General features: G+C 62.7%; 8 protein-coding genes. 4 read left to right on the top strand and 4 right to left on the bottom strand.

The genetic code is table 11. The features are described from left to right. Positions 1 to 229: 229 nt before the first annotated feature. The 4 genes from ACSQ36_RS05485 (at position 230) to ACSQ36_RS05470 (ending at position 3,337) form a co-directional block, all read left to right on the top strand. Positions 230 to 442: a glycine zipper 2TM domain-containing protein gene (locus ACSQ36_RS05485; RefSeq protein ID WP_213763406.1), complete on the top strand. Its 213-nt coding sequence runs from the start codon at positions 230 to 232 to the stop codon at positions 440 to 442. 251 nt (positions 443 to 693) lie between these two features. Further along, complete coding sequence (locus tag ACSQ36_RS05480) at positions 694 to 1,131, top strand: hypothetical protein (protein WP_436181164.1); 438 nt, start codon at positions 694 to 696, stop codon at positions 1,129 to 1,131. Positions 1,132 to 1,384: 253 nt separating this feature from the next. Beyond that, positions 1,385 to 1,519, top strand: a complete 135-nt coding sequence (locus ACSQ36_RS05475; protein ID WP_436181163.1) for a hypothetical protein — start codon at positions 1,385 to 1,387, stop codon at positions 1,517 to 1,519. A 219-nt stretch (positions 1,520 to 1,738) separates the two neighbouring features. Then, positions 1,739 to 3,337, top strand: a complete 1,599-nt coding sequence (locus tag ACSQ36_RS05470; RefSeq protein WP_436181162.1) for an L-lactate permease — start codon at positions 1,739 to 1,741, stop codon at positions 3,335 to 3,337. 336 nt (positions 3,338 to 3,673) lie between these two features. On the opposite strand, the gene arfB is transcribed toward ACSQ36_RS05470, so the two are convergent. From arfB to recC, 4 genes are read right to left on the bottom strand one after another with little or no spacing between them, the layout of a single operon-like run. Continuing rightward, positions 3,674 to 4,087 (bottom strand): alternative ribosome rescue aminoacyl-tRNA hydrolase ArfB, encoded by a 414-nt coding sequence (gene arfB / locus ACSQ36_RS05465; protein WP_436181161.1) that lies wholly within the window; start codon positions 4,085 to 4,087, stop codon positions 3,674 to 3,676. Continuing rightward, positions 4,084 to 6,108: an AAA family ATPase gene (locus tag ACSQ36_RS05460; RefSeq protein ID WP_436181160.1), complete on the bottom strand. Its 2,025-nt coding sequence runs from the start codon at positions 6,106 to 6,108 to the stop codon at positions 4,084 to 4,086. Before ACSQ36_RS05460 ends, arfB begins: the two co-directional genes overlap by 4 nt. Further along, positions 6,105 to 9,815 (bottom strand): exodeoxyribonuclease V subunit beta, encoded by a 3,711-nt coding sequence (gene recB / locus ACSQ36_RS05455; protein ID WP_436181159.1) that lies wholly within the window; start codon positions 9,813 to 9,815, stop codon positions 6,105 to 6,107. Before recB ends, ACSQ36_RS05460 begins: the two co-directional genes overlap by 4 nt. Then, entirely contained in the window at positions 9,812 to 13,192 is a 3,381-nt protein-coding gene (gene recC / locus ACSQ36_RS05450; protein ID WP_436181158.1) for an exodeoxyribonuclease V subunit gamma, read from the bottom strand. Before recC ends, recB begins: the two co-directional genes overlap by 4 nt. Between the last annotated feature and the right edge of the window lie 174 nt (positions 13,193 to 13,366).

Genomic DNA, 13,366 nt, shown 5'->3' with positions numbered 1-13,366 from the left:
TGTCTGCTGAATACGACGGTCGGGCACCGTTTCTGCTTCTTCATTGAAGGAACCGGCAGGAACTGTCTTTTCGCCGCCGGGTTGGACGTGGACAGTGAGGCTCACCCGCTCAGCGCAAATCATGCGCGGCATGCACCGCATGTACGACAAGAGCCTCGCCGGTTTGACAGCAACCCGTTTGACAGCAACCCGTTAAACCTTCGTGATTCATCGTTTTTGGAGAGTTGAAATGGACAAGATCAAACAGATTGGCGCTGCGACTCTGATTGCCGCACTTCTCGGCGGCCTGTCTGCATGCGATCAAATGAGCACCCGTCAACGCGATACGGCTGTCGGCGCAGGTGTCGGCGGCGTGGCTGGAGCAGCGCTTGGCGGCAGTGCGTTATCGACAGTGGGTGGCGCGGCCGCGGGCGGCCTGATCGGTAACCAGGTCGGCAAGTAGGTTGAACGCCAGCGTGATGTCAGCGTGCCAGATGATGTTTCATCCGGCACGCTTTGCCCGGTCGCCTCACTTTGACAATACAGCGGCCGGGTACAACCCAATTTAAGTGGGTGCGCCCGCCATCCCGTCCAGTGAAACAGATCGAAACATTGGGTAACGCCCCGTGCTTTCCCGTGTTTCGGCGATGCGCTAGGCTCCTGACATCCCGTTCATTCGAGCGGTCGCGTTTCGACGCAACGAGGAGTCGCATCATGAGCCCAAAGCTCGCACTATCCGCCCTCTTGGGCGCTTTGAGCTTGAGCGCTTGTTACTACGTGCCGTATGGTTCGTATGGTTATTACCCGGCGTATCCACCCTATCCGGGCACCCCGGTCGTCAGCACAGCACAAGCGCAACAAGAGATTCCTGTCGCTCCTGCAGGGGCGCCCGGCACCGGATATGCGCAGGGCTATCAAGGCAACGACAACCCGCCCCCCTCCGCGTATGCGTCAACAACACCGCAGTACGTTGCTGCGCCGCCTGTCGCCTATGCGCCGTATCCCGCTTATTACCCGAGCTATCCGGTCTACGCGCCCTATCCGGCTTATTACGGGGGCTACGGTTATCCCGCGTACGGGTATGGACCATCGCTGTCGGTCGGCTTCGGCTGGTACGGTGGCGGCGGGCGCGGACATTATTATCGTCACTGAGCGTCGTCACTGAGCGCTTCGCCCTCTGCTTTTCCGCCCGGGCGAGCCTTACTCGTTCGATGTAACGCTTTCACGCGAACCGCGCTGCAATAGCGCGGTTCGACTTTGTGTGCCCTGATTGTTCGCGCTGTCCGGTCGCGTAAATAGCGCGTCCGGGACGGTTCCACGGCAATCGGTGTGATATGGCACGATTTTCGCTGACGTTCCTGATAGCTACGCCACCCCGGGCGCTATCGCTACAGGAATCCTCATCATGCTGGTCTTCGCGCTGGTTCTGCTCTGGCTTGCCGCCTGTCTTGGCGTGATCTCCATCTGGCTGTTGCGCCGGGTTTCACACGACTCGCCCGGGACCGACGCGTCAAAGACACACGAACCCACCACGCCCTAAAGCTTCGATACAACCCCGAAGGTATGGTTAATCCGTCCTTGACGCGCGCCATCCTCGCTCTATCCTTAGTCCAGACGCATTAGGCAAGCGCTTAGTTGCAACGGTGCGTCGAGCGGCGGCGCGTTTATTGCAACGCGACCGAGCTCACGGGGGTGTTAGTACCGGTCGCCATGACCGGAGAACGCCGCGCGTCCAGCAGAATAAAAAACAGGAGACGATATGTTTCACCAGATTCTGACGCCCGTCGGCGGCTCACTCGGCTTGTCCTTTCTCGTCGCCGTGCTGCCTATCGCAGTCGTGCTGGCCCTGCTCGGTTGGGCACGCCGGCCTGCCTGGCAAGCGTCGCTCGCCGGATTGATTGTTGGCATAGTGGTCGCCATCGCGGTATGGCACTTCCCCGTTGGCCTGGCGATTGATTCCGTCGCGGCAGGCGCCGTGTTCGCCGTCTGGCCGGTCATGTGGATCGTCTTCACCGCGATCCTGCTCTATAACATCGCGCAGCGTTCGGGCCGTTTCGAAGCGTTCCGGATATGGATGATCGATAACCTCCCGAACGACCGGCGCATCGTGCTGGTCGTGATCGGCTTCTCCTTCGGCGCGCTGCTGGAAGGCATCTCCGGGTTCGGCACGCCGATCGCCATTACGAGTTCGCTGCTGATCCTGCTCGGCTTTCCGACGCTCGAAGCGCTCACCTTCACACTGATCTTCAACACGGCGCCGGTCGCGTTCGGCGCGCTCGGCGTGCCAATCACCGTGCTCGGCGCGGTGACCCATCTCTCCCCCGACTTGCTCGCCAAGATGGTCGGCCGCCAGTTGCCGTTCTTCGCGCTGCTGCTGCCGTTCTATGTGATCGGCGTGTACGCGGGCTTTCGGAACATGCTCAAGATCTGGCCGGTGCTGCTGGTGGCCGGCGGGACGTTCTCGCTCACGCAATTCGTCACGGCGAACTACATCAGTTATTCGCTCACTGACGTGCTCGCGTCGATGGTTTCGCTGATCCTCACGATTGCGTTCCTGCGCGTCTGGAAACCTGCCCCGGACGAGCGCTTCGCCGTCAACGTCGATCGGGCGGCGCAGGTCCGCGGCAAGCTTTCTGGCGGGCAGGGCTGGGTGCCGTGGATCGTGGTGTCGGTGGTGGTGATCGTGTGGACAATCGCAAAGATCTTCCTGATCGGCGATGTCAAGGTGCCGTGGCCCGGACTCCACAACGCCGTCTTCATTACGCTCTATAACCAGCCTTACGGCGCGATCTGGGACTTTCAGCCGCTCGCGACGGGCACCGCAATACTCGTGGCATCGATCATTACCGCCCTGATCGTACGGCTGCCGGCGAGCGAGTTCGGTGCGTCAATCGTGGATACCTGGGTGCAGACGCGCATCGCCATTCTGACGGTTGCGACAATCGTCGGGCTCGCGTACCTGATGAACTACTCCGGAATGAACTACACGCTGGGCCTCGGGGTGGCGTCGGTGGGAGCATTCTTCCCGCTGGTGTCGGCGTTCCTCGGCTGGGTGGCAGTCTTTCTGTCCGGCAGCGATACATCGGGTAATGCGCTGTTCGGCAATCTGCAGGTGGTCGCGGCACGGCAGCTCAATCTCAATCCCATCCTGATGGCCGCCACGAATTCATCGGGCGGCGTGATGGGGAAGATGATTTCGCCGCAGAACATCTCGACAGGTGTAGCCACCACGGAACTGAAAGGCAAGGAAGGCGTGGTTTTCGCGAAGACGTTCAAGCACTCCATCCTGCTGACGGTGCTGCTCGGCGTGCTGGTCTGGCTGCAGCAAAATGTGCTGACGTGGATGATTCCGCATTGAGGGGGAAGCGGGCGGCGGTCTCGCTGCTTGCTGGGTTGTTGTAAACGTCAGTGTTCCGGCCGCACGTGATGCGGGTGGCCGGACTTGGCGCCCCATGTGGCTGAGCGGCGGCGCGGAAGTGTTTGAGTTCCGGCCGTGCGTGATTGCGGGTGGCCGGAACCGACATTCATGAGGCGGCGCAGATGGGTTGTTAGCCGGTATGGATCTCGTCGCGCGGATCGGGACGAACCCGGCGAAGGGGATCATCAATCGTTGGCTGCGGGCTCGAAGCGGATCACCGTGCGAGATGGGCTTCGAGACGAGATTCGAGATGGACTTGAGACTGGCTGGTGCGCCTCACTCCCCCACTACGCGTCCGCGCGTTGCCTTCACCGCGCCTCGCCGCACTTTTCCATCCACCCTTCGCAACTGCGACGCCCGCGTAGGTTTCGTCGCCACGCGCGTGCGGCGTGTCACGCTGACGCGCTGGATCATCTCGTCGAGCCGCGCAAGCGCCGCTGCACGATTCATGTCCTGCGTGCGGTGTTCCTGCGACTTGATGATGATCACCCCGTCACGCGTAATACGACTGTCGCGTAACGCAAGCAGGCGCATCTTGATCGTTTCCGGAAGCGACGACGCCTGGATGTCGAAACGCAGGTGAATCGCACTCGACACCTTGTTGACGTTCTGGCCGCCCGCTCCCTGTGCGCGCACGGCGCTCAGCTCGATCTCGTTCGGCTGGATCACATACTCGATCGTATGATTCACGATGCCGCCTCCGCAATGCGCGCGGCCAGACCCGAGTCACGCCGCGTAGGTGTCCGGACGGCCTGCGCGAAGACGTCCGTCGAGCCGATCACGTCTATGCGGCTACGCGCCCGCGTGATCGCCGTATAAACCAGTTCCCGCGACAACATGCGGCCAAACGCACTCGGCAACACCAGCGCGGCGTGATCGAATTCTGAGCCCTGCGATTTGTGGACCGTCAGTGCAAATGCCGTGTCGTGGGGCGGCAATGCGGCGGGAGAGAGCATCCGTAACGTGCCGTCGGCCATCCGGAAGCAAACCTGCATAGCGCCGCTGGCCGCTGGCAGCGCAATGCCGATATCGCCGTTGAACACGCCCAGCGCGTAGTCGTTGCGCGTCACGATCACCGGCCGCCCCGCGAACCATTGAGCGCCCGCGCCCAGCGTGACCGATGCAGCCGCCCTAACCCACGCTGATACACGCGCGTTGATTTCATCGACACCACGCGGCCCGTGACGCGTGGCGGCAAGAATGCGAAAGCGGTTGAGCGCATCAAAAAGCGGTGCTGCCCCGGTTCCCGCTTCGAGCGTTTCGGCGAGCATTCGCGCGTACGGTTCGAAACCGGCGTTCAGGCGCGCCAGCGTGCGCTCGGATAAATGAGGCCCCGTATCGTCGATAAGCAGCGCCGCTTTCGTTGGGTTGTCCTGGCTACTGAGCGTCAAGGCGGCAAGCGCGTCGTCAATGGAACCGCGACGGATGGCGACCGACAACCTACCAATATCAGAATCCAGGCCGAACCGATAATTACGCTGCAACCACACGACGCAATCGGTCAACGGACTTGTCGCGGTTTGATCGACTGCAACAGGCGCCGCCGGATGCCAGTCGACTTCGGGCAGGCCGGCCGATACGTTGTAATCGTCGTCCGGGATCAGGTAACCAGGTTCGTCGACCCACATGGGTTCGGTTTCAAGCAGCGCGGCCTGATCATCAACGTCGCCCTCTTGGTCGCTCGGCAACGCGGCGATGAACTGCGCGGCCGGCATCGACAGCGCTGCAGCAATCCGCGCCGCGCCTGCATCGCTGAAAACCGGCCGCGCGCTCAATTCAGCGAACACAGCGCCCGCTTCCACGGCGGCAAGTTGATCCTTGTCGCCAAGCATCACGAGGCGCGCACCGGGTGCGACCGCTTCGAGAAGATGAGCGGCCAGCGCGACGTCGATCATCGACGCCTCGTCGATCACGATCACATCGAATGGCAGCGGATTGTCGCGATGATGCCGGAAGCGCCCATTCGCCTGCGTGCCGAGCAGACGCTGCAGCGTGAACGACGTACGCGGCAAACGCGCGGCCAGCTCCGGCGGCAACACATTGGCGCGTTCAACCAGTGCCTCCTGCATGCGCTGCGCCGCCTTGCCCGTGGGCGCCGCGAGCGCGATGCGCAAAGCCGGATTTTCGTCGAGCAGGCAAGCAAGCACGCCGACAACCGTCGTTGTCTTGCCCGTTCCCGGACCACCGCTCACGATGGTGAGACGCCCTGACAACGCAACGAGCGCAGCCACGCGTTGCCAGTCGATGTTGTCATCGTCGTTCTTTGACTCCGCGAAATAGCGCCCTACGCGCGCTTTCAATTCAGCCGGATCCGGCGCATCGGCAGACACCTGGGCACGTTCGACCAGCGCCCGCGCGAGCCGCCGTTCGTAGTCGAAATACCGCGCGAGATAGATACGCCGGCTTGAATCGATGACAAGCGGCAGCAGGTCTGCGGCAGCTTCATGGCCATCGCACGCCACGCCGCTTGCCAGCAACGCGGCGTGTACCGTACCGGCAGTTTCACCGTACCGCTGCGCGAGTGCATCGAGCGCGATACACACGTGCCCTTGGGTCGTCGCGCGGCTTACTGCAAACGCCGCGCGCTGGGCCCAGCGGACGTTGTCGACTTTTCCCTGAAGGCGCTTCGATAACCCGCCTATCCGGCGCGCGAATCCATCAGCGAGCGCAATGCTGTCGTCGGAAACAAGAGTCAGGTCGGGCGCGTTCATGCGGCAACTCCTTGCATCAGTCGATCGATCGCCTCGATCAGTTCCAGTGATGGCTTGCCCACATGCACCCCCGCCGGCTTGTCACCATCGCGCCAATCGGGTCGTACGCCGCGCACGAACAAATACAGATAACCGCCAATGTGCCGCTCAAACGCGTAGTCGCGCAGCCGCAAATGCAGATACCGATGCAGCGCAACCGTGTAAAAGAGCGCCTGCAAGTGATAGGCATGCGAGGCCATTGCGGCGTCGAGAGATTGCTCGTCGTAATCGGCGGGCGTCAGCCCAAGATGATTCGACTTCCAGTCGACGATCCAGAAACGCCCTTCATGCTCGACGATCAAGTCGATAAACCCCTTGACGAAGCCGCGCAAGGTTCCGGCTTCCAGCGCGACATCCGGGAAGCCATGCGCGACGAGCACGCGCCGCAACGCCGTGAAATCCAGCGATTCCGCCGGGAACAGGAACTCGAGTTCATTCATGCGCCGCTTGGTGGCGATGGTATCGAGGCGCATGCCGGGTACGAGTTCTGTTGCAACTGTATCGGCGAGAAGACGCGCCATCATCTCGGGCAGGTTGGAAGCCAGACTGTCGGACGCAGAAACAGGAATGGGATGTTCATGTAACGCGCGCTCGATCGCTTCGGGCCATGTGGCTAAGTCCGTGAAATCAGCGAGCTCGTACATCCGGTGCAGGCACTCACCCGCCGACGGGCCGCGCGGGAATAAGAGGATATCGTCGGTATCGAGTTGGATCGGAGGCAACGGCGTTTCAATCGGCGTCGCCAGTGTAAGCGCCGCTATTGCGTCGATACGCCCGTCGTGGTCAGGACGTTCGTCGGTGGGCTGCGCCTGATTCGATTCCTCCCGTGCGCCGGCAGCGATCATGGAACTGAAGCTGGCGGTCCGCCAACTATCGCGCAACACGCGACGACTGGTTCGCGGCTGCGGCGTGAAACCCGCGTCGCGTTTCACAACGAGCGGTTCACGCACGTCGATCACAGGCAAGGGTTCGACGGAGATGGAGCCCGTTGCAAGCGCTTGCCAGCTTCCGATCACGTCGTCTTCTTCGGGTGGTTCAGCGAGCCAGTCGCTGAACTCGCGGCCCGCGCCTGCGACCAGCCAGTTCAGCACACTGCGCCGCGATTCCTTCGCTGATTTGCCGATCAGATACACGCCTCCGACCAGATAACACCGGTACACCGCGCGCGTGAGCGCAACGTACACGAGCCGCGCGCGTTCGGCGGCCTGCTCGCGCGTGGCGAGTCCGGACGCGCGTTCACCCTCTTCGTCGGTGTAGCCGTAGTGCAGTATGGCTGCTCCGTCGTCGTGGTATTCGCGGGCATCGGGCAGTCCTGTGGACGGCGGGTCGCGCAACGCGCCGTCGTTCAGGAACGGACAGAACACGACCGCATATTCCAGGCCCTTCGATTTGTGCACCGTGACGATCTGCACGAGATTGCGATCGGACTCAAGCCGCAACTGCGCGTCTTCTCCTCCGCCCTGCTCTGCACGCTGCGCGGCTAGCCAGCGCAGCGTGGGCGCAATGCCAGGTTGAACGGCGCCACGCGCCTGGATCAACTCGGCCAGATGATTGACGTTGGTCAGGCGGCGCTCGCCGTCCGGACCGACGACAAGACGCTGCGCGATCAGCAGCTCACGTGCGAGCGTACGCCACATCACCGCAAAACCGCGCTCGTGCCATAGCATCCGGTAACGCGAGAAACGTTCGACCCAACTCATGGCATCGGTCGCTGCGGATTCTTCCACCGCTTCGCTGTGCTCCATGCTCCACAACGCGGCGGCGTCGAGCCCGAGCCAGTCCGTTGCAAGCGCCGCACGCAAGCGGCGCAAGTCGCCGGGCGTATCGATGGCGGCAAGCAATCGTTCGATCTGCTCAGCATCGAACGTACCGAATACCGATGCCTGCGCCAGTTCCACGCTGCCCACGCCCCAGCTTGCGAGCACCCGCTTGACGAGACTGCCCTGCCGATGTGTCTGCACAAGCACCGCAATCTGCCCGGGCGACAGAGGCTTGTCGCCGATCGTTACTTCGCCGTTTTGAGCGCCGCGCAACAACCGCACGATCTCCGCGGCGCAAGCCTCCGCCGCCTGGCGGTTGGCGTTCGTTTTCGACAGCGCCGAATCGCCTTGCGGCAACATCCACACGCAGAAATCAGCGGTATCGGAATACGCGGCCGATGCTGTGTTGTCATTGAACGGCTTGCGCTCGCGCGTGCCCGCGCGCACCGGCTGGTAAGTCAATCCATCGAGGATGAACGCCGCCGGATTTGCGCTGAAAATGCGGTTGCAGGCGTCGATGATCGGCGCAGTCGAGCGCTGATTGACCGCAAGCGTGTATCTTGCCGATGCCCGCTTGCGCGCCGTCAAATACGTATGCAGGTCGGCGGCACGAAAACTGTAGATGGCCTGCTTCGGATCACCGACCAGAAACAATGGCCCTTGTGGTGCGAAGATGCTGTTGAAGATGGCAAACTGCAGCGGGTCCGTGTCCTGGAACTCATCGATCAAGGCAGCCGGATAACGTGCCCGAAGTGCATCGGCGAGCCACGGATTGGCGTCGAGCGCCTGATACAGGTTGGACAGCAGGTCGTCGAACGACACCACGCGCCTCGTCCGCTTGCGCACCGCCAGTTCCAGCGGCGCGTAGTCGAGCCACTCGCGCACAATGCCAAGCCATGCCGCGCGCTGCGCCGCTTCCGCGGCAGCCGCCGCAGCGGCAAGCGTCTCGGCGTGATCGAAGAAAACATGCGAGGGTGGCTCGTTCTTCACCTTCGTGCCTTTCTTCAACGCGCTCGCCGTGAGCTTCAGCGCTTCTTTCGGCGGCGCGGCGTGACAATCGTTGTCGGCGAAATAGTCGGACCACGCGGCAATCGCCGCGTCGATCAGCGTGCGCTTGTGCGTGGTCTTGCTGAGCTTCGCTTCGGCGTCGATCAGCAACTGCACGATGGTGTCGCGTTCGGCATGCCACACCGCGCACGCCGTATCGAATAACGCTTGCGCGTCCTCTCGGTGGGCGAGCTCCGACTCCCCCCAGCGCAACGTGGCAAGCGGTTTTTTCAGCCGGCGCGAAAGCTGTGCATCAAGCGATGCCGGTCCAGCGCGTTTGCTCACGAGCCACGCGGCGAACGATGAATCCCGCGCCGCCGCCGGCTCGACCCGTTCACGCCAGAAGTCCGCTGCCATCTCGAAGCGCAACGCGCTGTCATCGGCTTCCAGTTCGAACGCGAACGGCATGGTTGCAGCGAACGGCGCCTCTTGCAACGCGCGCTGGCAGAACGCGTGGATCGTGTGGATGGCGGCCTGATCGAAAGTATGCAGGGCAATCCTGATGCGCTTGAGCGCTTCGTCGGGATCAACGCGTTCAAGCGTGGTCTCGAACAGGCGCTCAAGAAATGCGTCGTCCGCGGTGTCACCGGTTTCCATCGCGTGCGCGATCTGGACGAGCCGCGAGCGGATACGCTCATGCAGTTCAGCCGTGGCCGCTTTCGTGAAGGTGACGACGAGGATTGCGTCAGCGGCGAGCTTCTTTTCCAGCAGAAGGCGAACGTACAACGCGCAGATGTTCCACGTCTTCCCCGTTCCCGCCGATGCTTCAATCTGGCTCACGCCATCGAGCGAACATTCGAAGACGTCGAGTTCATCAGCCATGTCGGCCGTTAGTGTGGTGGTTGTTTCGATACGCGTCATGCGTCGCTCCGCATGTGCTGGATCAACGGCTCGAAGACGATCCTGGCCAATGTGGCAAAGGTTTCATCGAGTCTCAGTTCAGCGCCGCGAAACGCGATGCGCAACGCGGGATCGTCAGACTCGCCACGCGTCCTGTCCGACACCCACACGCCCTGCGCCTTGGACTCGCTTTCCTTGACCCATGTCCACGCGCTTTTCGGAAAAAACCGCAGCGGCAACCGCCGCCCGGCACGATACAACGCAGCGAGTGTTGCCAGGTGTGCATGAGGATCGTCGACGGGCGTCAGTTCAAAGCCGCTCGATTGCGCGCCGCGCCCGTGCCATACCGTGCGTCGCGGGCCATCGGGCAACGCGGCGCAGTACGCAAGATGCGCAAGCCATGCAGAAAGGTAGTCGCGAGCGCGCGGCACGTCGTATCGATAAATGATCTGGCCTTCGTCGGTGAGCAAATTCAAAGTGCCGTGAAGCTGCAGCGGCTGCAAAGCGTCGGCTTGCAATGTAGCGTCGTGGCGGCCGAACAACTCGGCATCCGGCCAACGTGGCTCGATATCCAGCGTGAACGGCAAGCGCGCCGCGCCTTCCCCCGTCGCGACCCGCACCCGATTGGCAAGCGAATGCAATGCGCCAATTTCCCGCGATTGCCACACACCGCCCGTCGCGCCGCCTGGCATTTCAGGACTCGCACGCGCGACCCGCCGCGCACGATCAAGCCCGCGAACTTCATTGTCGTCGGTGAGTGCGAGCAGCGCGGGCAGCACTCGATCGGCCAATGCCGCGCGGCCCGGATATTCGAGCTCGAACGGTTCGGTATCACCGAGTTCGGTCTCAGCGTCGAAGAGCGAGATGCCGAGCCGATCACGCAAGATAGCGCGCGCCGGATGACGCCAGAAACGCTCGAAATCATCGAATGCAACGGGCTCCACCTCTTCCGCCGGTAACGGCCCGCTAAAGAATTTCATCGACGGTTCAATCCTGCCGAGCGCGAGCGTCTGCGCCAGTTCCGCACGCTCCGGCTCGTAGGTGAACAACGGCGCGCTGAAATACTCGGGCGCGAACGGCTGCAACGGATGCTCGAATACGAAACGGCTGCGCGCGCTCTCGAGTTCTTTCGGCGATGCACCCTCGCCCGCCACCGTTTTCGCCAGATAGTCGAGCAATTCGTCGATCAGCGCGGCAGGCGGCAACGAGGCGTTGTCGCGAATGCTGCGTCCCGTGTACGCGATCATCAAACGGTCCCGCGCCGACAACAGCAAGTCGAGGAACAGATTGCGTTCGTCGTCACGGCGTTGCCGGTCACCGAGCTTGCCGAAACTCGCCATCAGGTCGAATTCGTCGGCGCGCGCGAGGCTTGGCAACATGCCATCGTCCATGCCGAGCAGGCAGACCACGCGATACGGCAACCCGCGCAAGCTCGTCAGCGACGAAAACGTCACGCCGCCCCATGGGACACCGCCACGCGCGGCGTCGTCGAGTGCGTCGGTGAGCGCCGTTCGCAGCACGTCGGCAGCAATTTCAGTGTCGACAGCGCCTTCGCTCATGGAAAGCATCAGCGAGTCGAGCGTCGAGCGAACGTCGGCGATTGAGTCCGCGAATGGCAGGCCGGCGTCGAAGAACTGCGTGAGCGCGTCGAGCAACAATTGCGTCCAGGCCTGCGGCGTACGCGCGGTGGCTATACGTTCGCCGAACGCGTCAATATCGTCGATAAACCGCGTCAATCGGCCGAGCAATTCCGCATCCGACCCTTGCGCGCCGCCAACCGGCAGCCATTCGTCGACAGGCGCGCCGCCGTCGGGCAGCGCGTAGCCGAGAAAGAGCCGCGTGAGGGCATCGGAGAAGGTGTGACGGGCAGGAGGCACATCCGCGGCAGTGACGACTGACGGCGTGAGCCCGCGCCGCGCACCGGCCGCCGCAAGCCACGTCTGCGCGGTTTCCAGCGCGACGGCATCTATGCCATAACGCGCCGCGACCGCGTCGACCCGCAACCATTCGATCAACTCGGGCGCGCCCACACTGCGTTCAGGCAACGCCAGCCAGTCGAGCAATACGCGCGCGACCGGGTTCGCCTGCGAAGGCGGCAAACCCGTAATCCGATACGGAATCCGCCGGCGCTCACCGGCCACGCCAGCGGGCGCAGTGCCGAACACCCCGTCGATGAGCGGACCCGCCGCCGCGAGATCCGGAAACGCCACGAGCACGTCCGACGGCTGCAGCCCGTCCACTTCCTCGAACCAGCCAAGCAAACGGTCGTGCAACACTTCAAGCTGCCGCGACAAGCTATGGCACACATGAATTTCGATACCGGGTTCAAGCGCTTCGCCGAGCTCGGAAACTTCGTTCAAATTGAGGATCGCGTTCTGCACATGAGCGAGCCATGTCGGCGCGGGATTCTCCTCGAAATGGCTGGCTTCCCGCGACGCCGCGCTCTCCGTCAGCTCGCGCAGCATGTGCAATTGCGCCTGCGTCTGGCGGCCCCATTCGGCGAGCAGCGGATGACCCACCTCCTGGAAGTCCAGCTTCCCCGCCAGTTCGAGCTGTTCCACCCGCGCTTCGCTCACGATGTCGAACCAGAACTCGCGGCACGGGTCAATGGCATAGATACGTACATCGATCCATCGTGACAATTCGCGCAGCAACGCGATATGCAACGGCGGCATGGTCGGCAACGCGAACACGCTCACGCGCTCCGGCCACTCGGCCTTCATCACGGCGTCGAGATCGAGTTTCGGCGATTCAGTCAGGAACCGGTACGCGGGCGGCGTGGGATCGTGAGCGTCGGCGTTCTGTGCGAGGTCCGCGAGCAGCGCGCGCCATAGCGCGGCCTGCCAGCGCTCGTCCTCGCGCTGAATTTCTGTGGCGTTCGGCAGGCGCGGACCGTTTGCGTCGATTGCCCCGCCGGCCGACGCCAGGATCGACCCGCCGGCCTGCCAGTGCAGCAGCCATTCCGGCCGATACGTCAGATAGTGATCGAGCACGGTCGCGATACGGCGCGCGAGTTCATAGCGCATGGAGTCGTCGGCGGCGTCGAGGTAGGCGTGCAATCGCGACGAGCTCTCTGGAGCCGCATCCGTCATTGCGCCAAGCAGCCGGAAACAACGCCATACCAGCCGGTCGGGCGCAAACGGCGAATGCTCGGGAACCGGCAATACGTCCCCGATCCTCGCCCACAACCACTGCGCGAGATAACACAGGTCCACGTTTGCACAAATGCCAAAGCGGGCAGCCATGTCCAGTTCGAGCCGACGGCGCACCGCCGCGCTCGGCACGATGATCGTCTGGCTGGCGAATGGATCGCCGCCATTCAGCGCGAACGCGGCGACGTCGTCGAGCAGCGCCTGCGACAGCGTTTCATGGCGATTCGAATAGAAAAGTTCGAGCATGGATCCTGCTAATTGGGCATGAAAGGCAACAGCTCGAACGGCCAAGGCCACGGACGTGTCGCGAGGTGAAACGACAGGATAGCAAAGGCCGTTCTCAACCGGAATTCGTCCGAACGGCCTAGGTTTGGATACCGTGGAGTTGGGTTAGACTCGAACCCACATTAAGTCAGGTCC

This window comes from Caballeronia sp. LjRoot34, from assembly GCF_964253815.1.
Classification (GTDB): domain Bacteria; phylum Pseudomonadota; class Gammaproteobacteria; order Burkholderiales; family Burkholderiaceae; genus Caballeronia.
The sequence above is the reverse complement of the archived record's forward strand: the minus strand, read 5'-3'. Positions and strand labels throughout refer to the sequence as shown.